The organism is Hwanghaeella sp. 1Z406 (assembly GCF_048892425.1).
In the GTDB taxonomy this organism is placed as follows: Bacteria; Pseudomonadota; Alphaproteobacteria; order UBA8366; family Aestuariispiraceae; genus Pacificispira.
In genome coordinates, this window is the sequence record NZ_JBLZHU010000009.1 from 136171 (window position 1) to 153446 (window position 17276).

Annotated in this window: 19 protein-coding genes; 4 read left to right on the plus strand and 15 right to left on the minus strand. The window is 54.8% G+C overall.

Going from position 1 to position 17276, the window contains the following annotated elements; translation table 11 throughout:
- The first annotated feature begins 22 nt into the window (after positions 1 to 22).
- From ACOSDR_RS17030 to ACOSDR_RS17040, 3 genes are all read left to right on the plus strand, one after another.
- Entirely contained in the window at positions 23 to 835 is an 813-nt protein-coding gene (locus ACOSDR_RS17030) for a phosphate/phosphite/phosphonate ABC transporter substrate-binding protein (protein WP_420731994.1), read from the plus strand.
- A 50-nt stretch (positions 836 to 885) separates the two neighbouring features.
- A complete protein-coding gene (locus ACOSDR_RS17035) occupies positions 886 to 1665 on the plus strand; it encodes a creatininase family protein (RefSeq protein WP_420731995.1) in 780 nt (259 codons plus the stop codon).
- 147 nt (positions 1666 to 1812) lie between these two features.
- Positions 1813 to 2586 (plus strand): class I SAM-dependent methyltransferase, encoded by a 774-nt coding sequence (locus tag ACOSDR_RS17040; RefSeq protein ID WP_420731996.1) that lies wholly within the window; start codon positions 1813 to 1815, stop codon positions 2584 to 2586.
- Between the two features lie 67 nt (positions 2587 to 2653).
- Here the strand turns inward: ACOSDR_RS17040 and ACOSDR_RS17045 are convergent, their stop codons facing one another.
- The 12 genes from ACOSDR_RS17045 to ACOSDR_RS17100 form a co-directional block, all read right to left on the minus strand.
- Positions 2654 to 3379, minus strand: a complete 726-nt coding sequence (locus ACOSDR_RS17045; RefSeq protein WP_420731997.1) for an SOS response-associated peptidase — start codon at positions 3377 to 3379, stop codon at positions 2654 to 2656.
- 57 nt (positions 3380 to 3436) lie between these two features.
- Entirely contained in the window at positions 3437 to 4129 is a 693-nt protein-coding gene (locus tag ACOSDR_RS17050; protein WP_420731998.1) for a haloacid dehalogenase type II, read from the minus strand.
- 71 nt (positions 4130 to 4200) lie between these two features.
- The gene (locus tag ACOSDR_RS17055) at positions 4201 to 4605 is read right to left on the minus strand and encodes a DUF1398 domain-containing protein (protein ID WP_420731999.1); all 405 of its coding nucleotides are present in this window, start codon (positions 4603 to 4605) and stop codon (positions 4201 to 4203) included.
- 31 nt (positions 4606 to 4636) lie between these two features.
- Entirely contained in the window at positions 4637 to 5098 is a 462-nt protein-coding gene (locus ACOSDR_RS17060) for a MarR family winged helix-turn-helix transcriptional regulator (RefSeq protein WP_420732000.1), read from the minus strand.
- Positions 5099 to 5502: 404 nt separating this feature from the next.
- Positions 5503 to 7353 carry a ribonucleoside-diphosphate reductase subunit alpha gene (locus tag ACOSDR_RS17065; RefSeq protein ID WP_420732033.1) on the minus strand — a complete coding sequence of 617 codons (1851 nt, stop codon included), beginning with the start codon at positions 7351 to 7353 and terminating at the stop codon, positions 5503 to 5505.
- A 528-nt stretch (positions 7354 to 7881) separates the two neighbouring features.
- Positions 7882 to 8973, minus strand: coding sequence for an AI-2E family transporter (locus ACOSDR_RS17070; RefSeq protein WP_420726010.1), 1092 nt, complete (start codon positions 8971 to 8973; stop codon positions 7882 to 7884).
- A 171-nt stretch (positions 8974 to 9144) separates the two neighbouring features.
- Positions 9145 to 9507, minus strand: a complete 363-nt coding sequence (locus ACOSDR_RS17075) for a GcrA family cell cycle regulator (protein ID WP_420732001.1) — start codon at positions 9505 to 9507, stop codon at positions 9145 to 9147.
- A gap of 384 nt (positions 9508 to 9891) precedes the next feature.
- Entirely contained in the window at positions 9892 to 10170 is a 279-nt protein-coding gene (locus ACOSDR_RS17080) for a hypothetical protein (RefSeq protein WP_420726012.1), read from the minus strand.
- Between the two features lie 161 nt (positions 10171 to 10331).
- Complete coding sequence (locus ACOSDR_RS17085) at positions 10332 to 10910, minus strand: PAS domain-containing protein (protein ID WP_420732002.1); 579 nt, start codon at positions 10908 to 10910, stop codon at positions 10332 to 10334.
- 6 nt (positions 10911 to 10916) lie between these two features.
- Positions 10917 to 11564 carry a thiamine phosphate synthase gene (locus tag ACOSDR_RS17090; protein ID WP_420726014.1) on the minus strand — a complete coding sequence of 216 codons (648 nt, stop codon included), beginning with the start codon at positions 11562 to 11564 and terminating at the stop codon, positions 10917 to 10919.
- Positions 11561 to 12481 (minus strand): class I fructose-bisphosphate aldolase, encoded by a 921-nt coding sequence (locus ACOSDR_RS17095; RefSeq protein ID WP_420732003.1) that lies wholly within the window; start codon positions 12479 to 12481, stop codon positions 11561 to 11563. Before ACOSDR_RS17095 ends, ACOSDR_RS17090 begins: the two co-directional genes overlap by 4 nt.
- Positions 12482 to 12625: 144 nt before the next feature.
- Positions 12626 to 13489, minus strand: a complete 864-nt coding sequence (locus tag ACOSDR_RS17100; RefSeq protein ID WP_420726016.1) for a LysR family transcriptional regulator — start codon at positions 13487 to 13489, stop codon at positions 12626 to 12628.
- 149 nt (positions 13490 to 13638) lie between these two features.
- Between ACOSDR_RS17100 and ACOSDR_RS17105 the strand changes: the two genes are divergently transcribed.
- The gene (locus ACOSDR_RS17105) at positions 13639 to 14559 is read left to right on the plus strand and encodes a DMT family transporter (RefSeq protein WP_420726017.1); all 921 of its coding nucleotides are present in this window, start codon (positions 13639 to 13641) and stop codon (positions 14557 to 14559) included.
- A 34-nt stretch (positions 14560 to 14593) separates the two neighbouring features.
- Here ACOSDR_RS17105 and ACOSDR_RS17110 read toward each other — a convergent pair whose 3' ends face one another.
- The 3 genes from ACOSDR_RS17110 to ACOSDR_RS17120 all read right to left on the minus strand — a co-directional run bounded on the left by ACOSDR_RS17110 (position 14594) and on the right by ACOSDR_RS17120 (position 17137).
- Positions 14594 to 14758, minus strand: coding sequence for a DUF3309 family protein (locus ACOSDR_RS17110; protein ID WP_420726018.1), 165 nt, complete (start codon positions 14756 to 14758; stop codon positions 14594 to 14596).
- 204 nt (positions 14759 to 14962) lie between these two features.
- Positions 14963 to 16069 (minus strand): hypothetical protein, encoded by a 1107-nt coding sequence (locus ACOSDR_RS17115; RefSeq protein WP_420726019.1) that lies wholly within the window; start codon positions 16067 to 16069, stop codon positions 14963 to 14965.
- Positions 16070 to 16201: 132 nt separating this feature from the next.
- Complete coding sequence (locus ACOSDR_RS17120) at positions 16202 to 17137, minus strand: DMT family transporter (RefSeq protein ID WP_420732004.1); 936 nt, start codon at positions 17135 to 17137, stop codon at positions 16202 to 16204.
- Positions 17138 to 17276: the final 139 nt, after the last annotated feature.

A 17276-nucleotide genomic window follows, 5' to 3' on the forward strand; every position in this document is an offset into this window, starting at 1 on the left:
TGCCGGATTTGGGGAGGGGGCTATGGGCCATCTGATTGCCAGCCTGCCGCAATATGATCTGCCCTTCCTGCAGGCCGATACGGATGCGTGGTGGCAGGGCATCGCCCGTCACCTGCGCGATCAAGGCCTGCCAGATGTGCCGGACCACCTGACCCGCATTGAGGATAATGAGCGCAATTGGCGCAATCCGAACCTGCTGGTCACGCAAACCTGCGGCTATCCCTTGATGACGGAATTGCAGCAGGACCTGCGGGCGGTGGCGACGCCGGTCTTTAACTGTGAAGGCTGTGCGGGCGGCACCTATTCCAGTGCGGTGATTGTTCATGCACATTCGGACTATCAGGACCTGACGGATCTGCGCGGGCATCGTGTCGCGATCAACAATTGGAATTCCCATTCCGGCATGAATGCCCTGCGCCACTCTATTGCCCCTCTGGCGGAGGGAAAGGCGTTCTTTTCACAGGTTCTTGTGTCTGGCGGGCATGTCCTGTCCATTCAGGCGGTTGCGGCCGGGCGGGCGGATGTTGCCGCGATCGATAGCGTCACCTGGGCCTTGATGCGGCGTTATCATCCGGAGGCGTCGAAGATTCTGCGCATTCTGACCTGGACCGCCCCCGCCCCCTCGCTGCCCTATGCGGTGCGGATTGAGGCGGATGAACACACCTTTCAGAAGGTACAAACGGCCCTGATCGCAGCGGGCGCAGACCCTGATCTTGCCGCAGTGCGGGATCGCTTGCAGTTGAAGGGATTCATTCCCTGCGACACGCCGGATTATCAAACCATGCTGGATTTTCGCAGCCAGGCGGAGGCGCTGGGCTATCCGGTCTTGGCCTGAGGCGGCCCCCGTGACAGACTTTTCGCGACATGATTACCGATAGGATGACAATGCGCCCTTGGGCTGATCTGACGACAGAAGAATTTGATGGGCTGGACCTGGCGCGCACCATTGCCGTGCTGCCGCTGGGGGCGACGGAACAGCATGGCCCGCATCTACCGCTATCGGTCGATACCGACCTGGCCCAGGCCGTGCTTGTGCGGGCGGCAGATAAGGTCGATCCGGCCTTGACCGTTCTGACCCTGCCGGTTCAGGCCATCGGGCGCAGTGTGGAACATGAACGCTTTGCAGGCACGCTCAGCCTGTCTGCCGAAACCACGATCCGCGTCTGGATGGAAATCGGGGCCTGTGTCGCGCGGGCGGGGGTTAAGAAGCTGGTCCTGTTCAACGGCCATGGCGGCAATGTGTCGGTTATGGACATCGTTGCACGGGACTTGCGGGCCCAGCACGGCCTGCTGACCGCCCACACCTCCTGGTATGCCCTGTCGGGACAGGAAGGGGTGTTGGATGCCCAGGAACTGATCCATGGCATCCATGGCGGTCAGATGGAAACCAGCGCCATGCTGGCCACCCATCCAGACCGTGTAAAAATGGCCAAGGCCCAGGATTTCCCGTCCAAAGGCGCAGACTGGGCGAAGACCCACAGTCATGTCGGTGTCGGCGGAAAGCCCGTCAAACTGGGTTGGCTTATGGGGGACCTGAACAAAGACGGGGTTGCGGGAAATGCCAAAGCCGCCAGCGCAGAACTCGGCGAGACCCTGCTGACCACCGCCGCCACCCGCTTCGCCGAATTCCTCTCAGAATTCGATGCGATGGACGCAATTTTGTAGTTGAACAATTGTATTGGTCGAATATCAGTCAAAATTTACCCTAACTTATCTATTGTTAAATGATACCAAGGTATTTTAATATCATCTATAGGTGGTGGTCTGGTGAGGCTGTGTCATTCCTTCTAGCCAGAGTATTCAGAGGGTTGTATGGCGCAAATTCGATTGCCGGATGGAAATTTAAAAGAAACTTGCAAGATATGTGGTGCTGCGTCTCCTCTTTTCGATGTGGTTGATTTTAGCAAGAGTTGCCAAGAACTAGAGAGCAAGTTTTTTGCCCGCTCTGGAATTCCAATTTACTATAATTTTTGTCCCAATTGTGGGTTCTTGTTCACAAGGGCGTTTGATTCTTGGACGAATGAAGATTTTTTAGACACCATTTATAATTCTGATTATTCGCTGGTTGATCCAGATTTTTCCGATACAAGACCAATTGCGAATGCCAAATTGGTAATAAGAATGCTTAACAAAGCAGATAAGTCGCTATCAATCTTGGACTTTGGTGGTGGAAATGGAAGATTTCGCGATGCCATGCGCGAAGGGGGATTTGAAAACACTTATAGCTACGATCCATATCAGGCTGAGTCGCATTGGCCACATGCGACCTACGATCTGATTACAGCCTTTGAAGTAATTGAACATGCAGTCTCTCCTATGGAGACATTGCGGACCATGTCTAGCTTGTTGAAGCCGCAAGGAATTGTTTTGTTCTCCACATTGTTGCAGCCAAAGGAAATTCACTCTATCCGTTTGAATTGGTGGTACGTTGCCCCACGGAATGGGCATATATCGCTGTTTTCGGCTGTGGCATTAGAACATGCTTGGCAGAAAATCGGTTACAATGTACGAAAATCAAAAGGTCATCTTATGATGGCATGGCAAGATTTTCCTAGTTTTGCCCATGACTGGATGATGCCAAACTGAAGTGGCGCAATCGAATTTCGATAACCTATATAGTTTTAACCCAGTAAACCGCCCTACACGCCCTACCTCAAAACAACGATAACTGATCCGTTGGCTTTTTCTTTGGGGCGGGGTCTGGTTCGGGGATTTCGTCCAGGGTGACGGGGTCGGTCAGGCTGGAATCGTCGTTGCGGACGTCGTTGAGCGCGCGGGAGATGGGGTGGTAGGTCAGGATGCGGGGCCCGGTATAGGGCTGCATCGTGGCGGCAGCGGCGTCTTCCGGGCCGCTGAGCCAGGTTTCGAACAGATCGCTGTCCAGGATGACCGGCATGCGGTGGTGCAGGTCGGCCAGGGTGGCGTTGGCCTCTGTGGTGACGATGCTGCAGGTCTCCACATCCGATCCGTCCGCGCCCTGCCATCTTTCCCACAATCCGGCAAAGGCGAAGACAGTGGCGTCTTCAAAGGCAATGCGGAAGGGCTGTTTTGCGCCACCAATGGTTTTCCATTCATAAAAGGCGTCCGCAGGGATCAGGCAGCGGCGGCGGCGGAAGGCGGTTTTAAAGGATGGCTTTTCCTGAACCGTCTCCGCCCTTGCATTGATCATCTTCGCGCCAATGGAGGGGTCTTTGGACCAACTGGGGATCAGGCCCCAGCGGGCCATAAAGGCACTGCGCCCCTGATCATCGCGGCGCACGGCCAGCACTGCCTGGGTCGGGGCGATGTTATAGCGGGCGGGCAGGTTCGGGATCTGGCTGAAGCCGAACAATTTCCGAATGCCGTCCACCGGCGTGGTCAGGGAATAACGCCCGCACATGTCAGCCTGTCTCGCCTTTTACAGTTTTGATGGGGGGCAGCATAGTCGATCGATCCCTTACCGCACCATAATTTGTGCCAGATCGACCAGATCATTGGCGACCACGTCCCAGTTTGACTCAGCCTTCAAATCGCCCTTCTGTCCGGGGCCATATTCGACTGGCCTTGGAAAGAAAGCGGTTTTCAGACCGGTCGCGCGGGCTGCGGCCAGATCGCCATTATGGGCGGCCACCATCATGACCTGATCGGGCGGTAGGTCCAGGGCAGCGGCGCTGGCAAGATAGACCTTGGGGTCCGGCTTATAACCCTGGGCAATCTCCGCCCCCAGAATATGATCCCAGGGCAGGGACCCAAATTTTGCCAGATTGGTCATCAGGCTGACCGAGCCATTGGAGCATGTCCCGATGGTGAAATGCCGCTTCAGCGTGTTCAGGCCCAATACACTGTCCGGCCAGGGCGGCAGCTTTTCCCAGCCGCGGTTTAGATTGGCCTTTTGCGCGGCGCTGAGATCTTTCTGCAGGCCAAAATCCGCCAGGGTCGATTCCAGGTTTTCCAGATGCAGGATGTCCAGTGCGACATAGGGGCGATTGCCGCTGCGCACTTCCTGCATCTTGGGCTGATACTTGCCGCGCCAGGCATCGGCAAAGGCCAGCGGGTCCACGGGCAAACCGGCATCCCGCACGGCATTGGCAACCCCGTTGCGCCAGTCCACAACGGTTCCGAAGACATCAAAGATCAAAGCTTTTACCACGGGGGGCGGTCCTTATACGATAACACCCTGTGAGTATGAGAGGGGCAGGGCCTATCGACAAGCGCTGCTGCCTATTGGTCTGGGAAATATTCGATATGGGTTTCGGCGGTGCGCCCGATATACAGCGCGCGGCGACCGCAGAATGACACGATATACCCAGCGCAGCCCGCCATGGCGGCCTTTTCACAGAATCCCTGATAGGTATAGCCGGGAACCTGTTGCTGTGCGTCGCGGATCGCAGCCTGCATGCGGGTGGTATCGAATGCCGGTGCGATTGCTGAATCGACCCTGTGTGTTGGCAGTTCGATGCTCTCCCCATTGGGCAAATAGTAGGTTGCGGTCGCCCGCCGGAAGTCGATCGCATAGCTTTCAAATCCAGCGTCACTCAAGGCTCCCACGATCTGTGGAAAGGCCATGGTGTTTCCTTCCGCCGCCTTAAGGCAGGTTTGGGCAATGGTTTTGTGGTGTTCGTTCATATCGGGGTCTCGGAAAGAGGGGGTATTGTGCTTATTTAATCGGAATGATGGTCATCTGGCCGCGTTGAGCCAGGCTTTTCAGCAAACGGATCAGTGTTTCGCGTTCCTCCAGGGTTAGCGCGTCAAAGAATTCTGCATCATTGAAATCCGCAAGTGCCGCCAGATCCGGCACCAGGGCGCGACCCTCTTCGGTCAGGGCAAGGGTTTGTGCGCGGCCATCCTGAGCACTGGCCTGACGCAGGATCAGGGATTTTGCAATCAATCGGTCGGCAAGCTTGGTGATCGCGCCCCTGGTCAGTCCCATCGTTTGCGCCAGGTGGCTGGGGGCCATCGATTCCGTATCATACAGCGCGCGCATGACACACCATTCAGCAACAGTTATCCCCTTGTCCGCCAGTTTGGCCGCGAAGGCGGCAGAGACATGATTGGACACCATACGCAGCCAGTAGCCGATATGCGCGGTAAGGTCTGAAATAGGGCGCGTGGGGGGCATAAAATCTCCATTAATTGACTAGGAAACTACATCAATATAGTTTCCTAGTCAACTAGAGCAATATCAGGTCATTCATGGTCACTCTGACCGAGATGTTTTAAGGCTGGATTAGGAGCAGCTTGCTGCGCGTAGCGGGGCTACGGGCAAGAGCTGCGACGCAGGCCAGCCTTAAAACATCCGGCCGGAACGGTGACTTTCGGCGGACTGCTGCTGCGTTACCCGCCTTGCGCGATGCCCCGCATCGCTCTGTGGCGGGTGCCTCGCATCGTCCTCGCCGAAAGACATCAGAGTGACCATGAATGACCTGATATTGCTCTAACATCAGTAGGGTCTGTTTTTGATATGCCGCAAAGAAAAAACCCTCCCGATTGGGGAGGGTTTTTCTTAAAGAGAGCGCAAGCTGATTACTGGCAGCTCAGGCATTCCTCGTAATCCGGCTGGACGGCCTTTGGCATATCGCCAGCATTCACAAATCCGGCGAAGGGGAGGGAGACGGTGCCAGATGCCTTGATACGCACCGTATCATCCGCCTCTGCCCGCTGGATTGATTTGGAGCGACAGTAATACAGGCTTTTGACACCTTGTTTCCAGGCCCGCATGTGCAATTGATGCAGGTCGCGCTTATGGATGTCCGCCGGCAGGAACAGATTCAGCGATTGTGCCTGACAGATATACTGGGACCGATCACCCGCGTGATCCACCAGCCAGCGCTGATCAATTTCAAAGGCTGTCTTATAAACATCCTTTTCTTCGTCGGTCAGGAAGTCCAGATGCTGGACAGAGCCTTCATTGATGGAGATGGAAGACCAGGTATCGTCGTCATCCTTGCCCTTTTCCGCCAACAGGGCCTTCAAGTGCCGGTTGCGAACGGTGAAGGAGCCGCTGAGCGTTTTATGGGTGAAGCTGTTCGCCGCAATCGGCTCGATTCCGGGCGATGTGCCGCCACAGATGATGGAGATCGACGCCGTGGGCGCAATCGCCATCTTGTTGGAGAACCGTTCCATAATGCCAAATTCGGCGGCATCGGGGCAGGCTCCGCGTTCTTCTGCCAATTGCTTGGAGGCTGCATCGGCCTGAATGCGGATATGTTTGAACATGCGGGTGTTCCATACCTTGGCCATAACGCCTTCCATCGGGATTTTCATCGCCTGTAGGAAGGAATGGAAGCCCATCGTGCCCAACCCGACAGAGCGTTCACGCATCGCGGAATATTTCGCCTTTTCAAACTCGGATCCGGCATTGTTGATGAAATCCTGCATCACATTGTCCAGGAAGCGCATCACGTCGGGGATCAGCATCTCTTCATCCTGCCAATCCAGGAATGTTTCCAGATTGAGAGAGGAGAGGCAGCAGACAGCGGTGCGATCCTTGCCATGATGGTCGATGCCGGTCGGCAGGGTGATTTCTGAACACAGATTTGAGGTTTTGACCGTCAATCCTGCCAGCTTTTGCTGTTCGGGCAGGTTCCGGTTCACGTGATCGCCATAGACGATATAGGGTTCGCCGGTTTCGATGCGTGCCGTCAGGATGCGGATCCAAAGGTCGCGGGCGCGCACCATGCGGACCATCTTCTGATCCTTAGGCGAAACCAGCTTCCATTCTTCATCATTCTCAACCGCGCGCATGAAGTCGTCGGTAATGACGATTCCGTGGTGCAGGTTCTGTGCCTTGCGGTTGGGATCGCCACCGGTCGGGCGGCGAATTTCGATGAATTCTTCGACTTCGGGGTGCCAGATCGGCAGATAGACGGCCGCAGAGCCCCGACGCAGAGAACCCTGGCTGATCGCCAGCGTCAGGGAATCCATGACGCGGATGAAGGGCACGACACCGGATGTCTTACCATTGCCGCCGACGGTTTCACCGATAGAGCGCAGATTGCCCCAATAGCTGCCAATGCCGCCGCCACGGGCCGCCAGCCAGACATTTTCGTTCCACAGGCTGACAATGCCTTCCAGGCTGTCATTGCTTTCATTCAGAAAACAGCTGATCGGCAGGCCGCGTTTGGTCCCGCCATTGGACAGGATCGGGGTGGCGGGCATGAACCAAAGTTTGGAGATATAATCATACAGACGCTGGGCATGGGCGGAGTCATCCGCATAATGCATCGCGACACGGGCGAACATGTCCTGATAGCTTTCGTCCTGCATCAGATAGCGGTCTTTAAGGGTCGCCTTGCCAAATTCGGTCAGCAAGGCATCACGGCTGCGATCCACATGAACCTGGATGCCGCGCTCGTTCTGCTTAAGATCGCGCATCTGGATACCCAGATCGCCTTCTTCCTGCTCTTGGGCTTCCTGCTGCGGGGCTTCCTGCTGTGGGGAGGGGGCGCGCGTATTCTGCGCGGCCTTCTTCAGCTTGGCGTCGAGGTCTTCGAACAGAGCGTCGTCTTGTGACGCTTTCATGGATCCGTCTGGCACGTGTCTTACCCCCAAGTCATTCGGTCCGATGCGACCATCTCGGTTCAATCTGTTATCCCCAGCTTGTCGTCCCCCCAAAGGGTCTGCCTGAACCCGCTAAATAGCATAGGGTTAGGCCAAACTGCAGGACGCTTTTGCTCCCGTTATTCACAGGCTGTGGACTGAATTCCTGTGGATATTAACGATATTACCCACAAGATATCGACCTTCTTTGCTGCGAGACACAAGATATAGCGAACCGCGAGTCCGTGTCAAAGGCAAAAATGACAAGTTTGAGACTCAATTGAGGCTCATGCGTTCTACATCGGAAAGCGGGGGAAGTTAAAGCGGGGGAAGTTATTGTGATTCTATTTGGAAGACAGGCGGCTAAAGAAAGGGATGACGCTTGTTCACATCGCCCGATGCCGACAGGATGATGGCAACGGGGCGGGTCGCAGCGAAATTGGCGCAAACGATCATGGCAATAACCATGAAGGGCATTGATAAAACCATACCCACAACGCCCCAGATCTGGCCGAATATCGCCAAGGACAACAGAATGACTAGAGGGCTGAGATTCAAGGACCTGCCCATCAGGCGCGGCTCGATCAAATTGCCGACAGCCAATTGAACGCTGGTCAGCACTGTTCCCGTGACAACAAAAGGAATCAGCGAGTCGAACTGGACCAGGGTTAAAAGTGCTGGGAAGGCAACGCCCACCAATGAGCCAATATAAGGAATAAAGTTCAGGATGAAGATCAGCACGGCCCAAAAGCCGGCAAAATCCACCCCGACCGCCGCCATGACGCCATAGCTGAATATGCCGGTGATCGCGCTTACAAAGGTTTTCAGTCCGATATAGGTTTGGATGTCCTTTGTGATCTCTTCGATCATTTCTTGTGCGCGCTTGCGATCATCTGTCTTTTGGAACAGGGCTTTTACCTTCTTCCCGAATGTCACCTGTTCCAACAGAATGAAGATGATATAGAATAATACCGTCATCATGTTGCCGGTGATTGCGGCGACAGCACTGACGGTGCTGCCCAAGGTTTTCCCAACATCGATCTGTTTGATAAGTTCCTGCACGCTGGGAAGCTCCCGCACACCAAAAAAGGCGAGGCTGTTATCCAGCATTGATCGGATATTTTCTTCATAACCCGGCAGGGCTGCGGTGACGTCGGCAATATTGCTGCGAATCAAATTCGCCAGGAAGATGAAACCGGCGATGAAAACAAGAATGGAAATCGTCATGCCTGCCCAGGTCGGAAGATGGCGACCGAAAAAGGATGTTTTGGTCAACCGGATCGCAAGGGAATCCAATAAGATTACGACGAAAACTGCGATGACAAAGGGAAGCAGGATCGCTTCTGCAACGACCATCAGATAAATGAATAGGGCGACAATGGAAAAGGCCGCGAAAACAGTGATGACCCTGAAATTTGTCCGGGGTCCGCTTGGGGCAGGGGGCTCTTCCGACATCGCAGCCTTTTCCTAGAGCAAATTTTACGTAAACAGACTCATTTTCGACGGTACAGTTTGGTTTAAACGAAACACTAAGTCATCTGACTAGCATATGCGCGCGCATGGCGCGCTCCCTGTGGGACCGGATACACGGATCAACTCTGTGCATCCGGTCGACCAGGGTGTCTGTTACGCGGACGTTGTGGCCGCAGAATTGTTGCTCGATGCGCCATCATCCTTGCGGCGATACGCGACCCCGCAATGCGCCTGGCAATATGGCTTGCCCGGCACTGCGCTTTTGCCACAGAAGTGGAATTCGTCTGTGCCTGGATGACCAATCGGCCATTGGCAGTGACGCTCTACAACATTGGGAATCGGCAGCGGGGTGTGTCGTTTCACCTGTTGCGGCCTGGATGACAGACCCAGACGGTGCGCTTTTCCGATTACCGCATTGCGCGTAACACCGCCAAGTTTCTCAGCGATTTGGCGTGCGGTGTATCCATTCGTCCACATTCCCTTGAGGAGGGTGACGCGATCATCTGTCCATTCCATGGTGCACCTCTTCGTGTTTTCGCCGGACCTCCCCCCGTAGGGCGTCTCGCCTGGCCGTTGGTCGTGATGCTGGCCGAATTCGGCGTAGCTCTCCCGCGCGCACGGAATCTTCCCCCGTCCGCTAAACCAATAGATATTGTGGTCTATTTGCTTGCCAGCACAATATACGGCTATTTTTTGAGTCTCAAGAAGAAAAAACGATTCGAGTGAGATTCTCTGCGGAGCGTGGCGATTCTATGGGAAGGTCAAGTCTTCACGGGGCGAAAATTTGGTCAATTATGCTCAGAATCGTGGACTCATGTCGGTTAGAATCGCCGTTATTTTCACGTTTCCGCAGCGAATCGGGTCGAAATTGAGGACACAATATCTTGTGTTCCTATCAACTCAACTATGACGGGCAACCTGTCCCAGAGAAGGCCAGTTTGGTCGTGTGGCGATATCTTTGCTGCCACAGCCGGAGCAGCGAAGCCGGGCCCCGATCTCCGGCACCGGAATGGTTGGGCCAAACCGCGCAACCAGAACCGCCGTTGCGACAACCGCATTGTGGCCACAACGATTGCACCAACAGAAGATATCAATCGCGTCTTGGGTCAGATCCCCGAGAACGGTTTGGACACGGTGAGATTCTTGTCGGCGCAGATCGTTTTCTTTGATACGGCCCATTACACACTCATTTGTTCGATTAAATACCATTATTTGTTCTCTTAATGATCTTTTGTAGCATCAAGAGAAAATCAGAACAAGATAAGAATATATGAATGCGATGAGTCTTGATATCTATCGGGGGGCGCTGATGTCACCGATTAGAAATCACGGGGCCTCTTTTAATATTCCGTGATTTCAGCAGGGCTGCCGTCCAGGGGATAGACATGAAGCATGCGCGGCGTTTGGCGGCGCGCGGTCTGAATATCAGGGAAGCTGAATTTCTGAAGTGTTATGCCGATAAGACCCAGCCGATTGTTGCTGTGATCCTGCAGCGGCATTAGAAGCCGCTCGCCCATCGCAGGCTGAGGGCGTTCGCCAAACAGAATGCCTTTCAACAGCACCAGAGACGGACGCTCGATACAAGCCCGGAAATAGACATTTACCCGCGGGAGTGCTTCTGCGGGCGTTATCTCGTCCAGATACCTTCCGATGATCCCATTTTGATAGCGGCTGTTAATTTCTTCGCCTGCCAGTCGATAGCGCAGGCGGTCTGTTGCCGGCTCTGCTTCAATCAGGAACACATGCGGCAGGGCCGTGGTAAAGGCGATAGGATCGACCGCTCTGCGGTCTGGAATCCTCGGAGTCTCGTCCTGCCACAGGCTGCCCCAATGGGAGAGTAAAAGGATGCATTGTTCATTCGACAGTTCGGCCTTTACTCCGTCGAATGCGGTTTTCCAGTTCGGAAACAGACCCTGCATTTCGCCTTACAACTCCGATGCTTCAAGGGCTTTATGGAAGGCTTTGACGGCGGCATCCGGACCATTGGGATGGGACCAGACGGCCGATACAGCACAGATAAATTCACAACGCGTTTCCAAAACAGATGCCAGATTCTGGGGCGTCAGGCCACCAACCGCCACGCAAGGAACTTCCATCATCTCTGCCCACCAGGTCAAGGTGTCCAAGGCACCAGCAGCGGCTGGCAGATCCTTCGTGCCAGTGTCAAAGATTGGCCCGAAGGACACATAATCCGCGCCCGCTTCGGCCACATCCATACTGGTATGGCGCGACGTTCCGCAACTAACCCCGACAATGGCATCATCGCCCAGGATCTTTTTCGCCGCCTTGACGGATTTCACATCGGGCGTGTCCAGATGCACACCATCGCATCCCAGATACGCTGCCAGTTTGGCATTCCCATTTAACAGAAAGGCCGTGTCATGAGATTTGACCTCCGCCAGGACCAGAGTCGCTGCAGTGCGGATTTCATCCTCTGTCGCATCAGGCATCCACAACTGAAGACAGGCCACCGGCCCGCCCTGCAATGCCGCCCGAACCTGGGCGGCAAACGCTTCCGGTTCGAATCGGGGCGGGCTGACCAGATACAGCTGAGGCGCAACCGGGTCGGTCATGCTTTGCCTTGATAGATCTTGATGATCTGGTCCAGCATCGCCAGAGCTTCTGCGCGGGGGCGCTGGAACGTATTGCGCCCGATGATGGAGCCATTGGCCCCCCCGTCGCGCAGACCGCGGATTTCTTCGTACAGCCCATCCAGACCCTTCGCGGCCCCGCCGGAGAAGACGACAATGCGTCGGCCATTGAAGGACGATTGCATCACATGTTCAACCCGTTTCGCCAGGGTGGAAATGTCAATCTTCTGGGCTTCATAAACCTTCTTGGCGTCGGCCTGTTCCAGATGTGCCGTGGGCGGTTTCACCTTGATGATATGAGCACCCAGTTGTGCGGCCAGATGGGCGGCATAGGCACAGACATCCATCGCAGTCTCGCCCTCTTTCGACAAATCCCCGCCGCGCGGATAGGACCAGATCACAACGGCCAGGCCAACGGATTTGGCTTCTTCCGCCATTTCGCGAATCTCTTCGATCAGCTCATTGGCATAGTCAGAGCAGGGATAAATCGTAAAGCCGATGGCGGCGCAGCCCAGCTTCAGGGCATCGCCCACCGATGCAGTAATCGCCTGATCCTTGGTCGTTGCCCAGCTGTTAGAGCTGTTGACCTTCAGGATGGTTGGGATTTGGCCGGCAAAGGTATCAGCACCAGCTTCCAACTGTCCCAGGGGCGCGGCATAGGCGTTCAGGCCCGCATCAATCGCCAACTGGTAATGATAGTGCGGGTCATAAGCCGCCGGATTTGGCGCAAAGGATCGCGCCGGGCCATGCTCAAACCCCTGATCAACAGGCAGGATCACCATCTTGCCGGTCCCGGCCAACCGACCCTGCATCAGGATCGAGGCGATATTGCGCTTCGTGCCCGGCGTGTCGCTTTCGTAATAGGACAGGATTTTCTTAACTTTTGGGGTGATTTTCATGGTTCCGACCCTTTTGATCTTTGGCGCAGATTGGCAAATAAGCTGGCGCGGGTTGTGCTTAGAAGTCGGGATAGGCAAATACACGCAAGAGGCCTGATATGCAACGCTTCTGGCACCGAGGACCCGGAATTGAGCGCCTTTTGATTATCTGAAGCCAGGTGCAGATTTGAAAATCTGCGTTATGGCCTCAATCGCGGCGCGGATCAGCGGTGTTTTCGCCATATCGCGATGCATCAACAGCCAATGTTTCTGGGCAAGGTCTGGAAGTGAGTCCTCAAGTCTGACCAGATTCGGATTTTGATACCCCAGAAAATCTGGCAGCACCGTTCGTCCACTCCCCGCTTCACATATCGTCATGGCAGAAAGTTCATTGCCCGCCAGATAATGTGGCACAGATTTGCTTTTGTCCTCAATCCAGCGCCGATTCAGGCTGAAATTTGTTTGGCCCGCATCGGGGGCAATCCAGCGAATGGGACCATTTCCTTTAGACAGGTCCGCCTCATATTGCGCCGTGCTGTATACAGCATAAGTGGCTGTGCCCAGTCCCTTGGACAACAGATTTGCACTGTCGGGCAGGCATTGCCTGATCAACAGGTCTGCCTCCATTCGCATAAGATCTGCGGAGTTTTGTGAGGCATCCAGGGAAAATTCTGCATGGGGTAACGCTGACTGCAAATCTGGCATGCGACGGGCCAGCACATGACCGATCGACAGATCACAGGAAATCCGCACGCGCCCGGTCATTCCTGTATCCAGCGCCGCGCTTTGGCGCAGAAAGGCTCTGGCCTCCCGCTCTGTTGATTCTGCAACCGGCAACAGGTCCGTACCCGCCCGCGTAAGAAAAAAACCTTCCGGCAGGCGGTCAAACAGACGGGTATTCAGGGCAGATTCCAGGGCTTTTATACGACGCCCAGCGGTGGGCTGGCTGATGGCAAGACTGCGCGCGGCTTGGGACAAAGACCCTTCTCTCGCCACAGCCAGAAAAACGCGGATGTCATCCCATGACATTTTATACATCGCCACCATGACGTCATTCTATCAAAGACCACGGCGACCGCACCATTCATTTTTGAATATCATTCATTCAATCATGAGGATCCCAAGACATTTCTGAATGTCCATAGTGCGCCATCGAAAAGGCGAAAGGATCATGATGGATGGTACAGGTAAATCAGGGGGCACCGGGCTGGATGCTGCCGCCTCATATACGGGCATATTTGTGGGCGTTGCTCAGTGGCGTATTGTTTTCTCTGGTCTTTGCCTTTCCCAGGTTGGCGGAGTCGGCCCCTGCCATCGCCTGGATTGTGTTTATCCGGTATTTTGGGGGCTTCCTGATGATTCTGCCGGTGGGAATTTGCTATCGCAGGCAGCATGGTAGAATTCGACAATCCGGGCTGTTGGGGCATTTAGCGCGCGCCGGGGCAGGGCTGGGGGCCGCCTTCTTTCTGTTCTACGCGGTGCAGGTGGTTCCGATGGCGACCGCGATCAGTGTGTCTATGACCGATGGGGCGATTTGTCTGGTATTGGCGTCACTGATCTTGAAAGAAAAGATCGGCCCGCGTCGCGCCGTGGCGGTCGCTGTGTCCCTGGCGGGCGCGATTGTGATTATTGATCCATCCGTTGGAGCGATAACAGCCTCTGCCGGGACACTGGGGGCCTTGGCGGCCCTGGCCGCTGCAGTATTCATTGCATTTGAAAGCATCACGTATCGGTATCTGGCAACCCGTGAGTCCGCCCTGTCGATTGTGTTGCATCTTAATGGCATTTCAGCCCTGATCGCCTTTATCGTTGCCCTGAATTTTGAGTTTCCACTGTCTATCGGGGATTATTGGCCGATCCTGTTCATGGGACCACTGGGGGCGTTGGGTCAATTGGCCAATGTCCGCGCCTATGCCTTGCAAGAGGCAAGCTTTTTGGCACCGATTCACTATGCAGGACTGATATTCTCGGGATTGATCGGCTATTTCTTCTTTGCCGAGATACCGACGATGCAAAGTTTTGCCGGAATGGCATTGATCCTTCTGGGCGCAGCAATCGTGCTGTATGTGAAGGCACATCCAAGGCACCCCAATCCTTAAGGGATGCCTTGGACATGTCATCTTATCAGGGAATCTAGAGTCGGCCCGTTAACATCAAGACAACAAGGACAATCAGAACGACGCCCAAAACGCCGATGCCGCCATGACCAAAACCATAGCCATAGCCACCAAAGCGTCCACTGAAACCGCCAAGCAGGAAAATTATAAGCAGGATGATTAGAATCGTACCCAAAGACATATGATACCCTCCAAAAATCCGACAAGGTCGTAGTCAGGATTACAGGACATTCTTGTCGGAATGTTAAAATTACGGAACTGCATGCGGCAGATATTGGTGCCCGCCCACAGTTCTCGCTGCCAACGAATTGGCAGTGATCGATTTTTTTAGAACTTGAAAATATCACGCACTAACGCAGATATACGGTTTCTCATACCGTTGGCGTTACGTTAGGAGATTGATTGTCGCCTGGGCGACTTTTGTGCGGCCACTGGTGAAATCGAGCAAATCCTGGCGACGGGCAGAGGTGTAGTCCGTGGCGCGCACCGTCACAAAGCCACCAACAATTTCCAGATGGAATGGCGTTTTATTCTGAATGTGTTCAGCCGCCTGACGTTCCCAATCCGCCTTAAAGATATTCTGATCTTCGCGCGTGGCCTTCAGGAATTCCGGGATGATGTGATAATCGGCCGCCCCGCTTTGCTGATAGGCCGGCTGGGTTGTCGATACGCTGCGACGATCTGTGTTGCGGCGCACCACGACTTCGTTGTTTTGGTCGACGTCCAGATAATAATCGTCGCCTTCCACTTTGTTGCCCAGCGCAGCATAATGCCAGTTTTCCGTGGCGCTTTTTGCGCCAGACAGGATGTTTTTCAAGTCACGGCTGGCATTTTGCAGGATCTCGCGCTTGGTCGGATCTTCCACATAGTCGAAATTTGAATTCAACTGATCGATGGCTTTTAATTCCCCGCCTGCGGTCAATCCAATCATTACAGGCTGCCCCAGCTTTCTGTACAGATTGTAGTCGCGTTCCCACTGTTCCTGAGGGGGCGAAAACTGTTGCAACTCCTTGATACGACTGACCGCACCAGAAAGCTCATTGCGCAGATTTGCCTTTGTATTCACCGTATCGACCGCTATCCGAACCTCGTCCAGGCGTTCAAGTGCTTTTCGCATGAAGGTGCGCTGGCCTGGTGTCACGAAGGACAGGTCGTCGGTTGATTGAGGCTGAACCTCTACCTGGCCGGACTGGTCCACGGAATAGGTAAAGGGTTGGCCCGTCAGGGTCAGGAACCCGGCGGTCTTTTCCCAGATTTCTTTAGGCTCCACCAGGCCTTGTGCGATACCGCGAATGCGCAGCGACGCAGCAGACATGATCTGCTGGCGGTTGGCGTCCAATTTTGCAGAATCCAGGATTTGTTGAATTTTTTGGGCGGGATCACCACCGGTGCCAGCTTTTTTTCCAGAACTGCCAGCCAGAATCATTGACGCGCCAGACGCTCCAGAGAACGTCCCGCTGATAGATGATCTTAATACGTCAAAGATACTCATTCCGGTGGCCTCTTTACTTTCTGTGGGCAGGCGATGCCCGTATCGAAGTCAGTATTCTACTGATCCAGATAGCATGATAATAGCACGGCGAGTCGGAACTGTCATCTGGATTTAAATCTGGTCATGCAAGGCCTATGCCGCAGGGCGGGGTATTCTGCGCCATCGCAGCACCCGGCCGTCAATGGCAGCCAGGCCCAGGCTGATCATCGCCATGCCTATGATATGTGCGCCCTCCAGCCGTTCCCCCAGGAACAGAATGCCCAGCAGGATCGCGGTCACGGGGATCAGAAACGTCACCAACATCAGGTTGGTCGCCCCGGCTGTGGCCAGCACACGAAAATATAGAATATAGGCGACCGCCGTGCACAGGGCCGCAAGACCGATCAGCGAGAAGACAACGCCTGCCGACGGCATTGCCAGCGTCCAGGGCTTGTCGATCATCATCATCAATGGGATCAGGATGCAACTGGATGCCGTGACCTGTCCTGTGGCCGTGGCAAGCGGGGATATCCCCATGCGCCGAAACCGTCGCCCAAACACGCCTGCAAAGGCATAGGACAGCGCCGCGCCCAGACAGGCCAGTTGGGCTGCGATATCAACACCAATCTGGTCCAGGACGTCGCCTCCGATCATCAGGATCACCCCCAGAAACCCAATGATAACACCCCCCAGCCGGGCCGGGGTGATCCGTTCGTCCTGAGTAAATAAATGCGCGACAATCACGGAAAACAGCGGTGTCGTTGCATTCAAGATCGATGCCAGGCCAGAGGCGATATGGCTTTGGCCCCATACGATCAGGGAAAAGGGGATCGCGTTGTTCAGCAGGCCCATCAGAAAGAACGCGCCCCACAGGGCTGGACTGGTTGGCATGCGAAGGCCCCAAACGGTCATCACCATATACAGGATGACAGCGGCCAATCCGACGCGACATACGACAACGGTGAAGGTCGGCAATTCCCGCACGGCGACTTCACCAAAGAAGAACGCCCCGCCCCAGATGATGGAAAGCGTGATGATCATCAACCATTCCATCAATGTCATGGTGGCGCGTTGCGGTGCAGGGGGCATTGGTTACTCCTTAGTGTGGGGCCTCGATACTTTCGTGGAAGAGGGCACGGCACCACCCGTTTCTTGCGATTGAAGTCCCCCATGGATCAATAAAAAAACAGCCCCGCCAGGGGCGAGGCTGCTTTATATCCATTCAAGA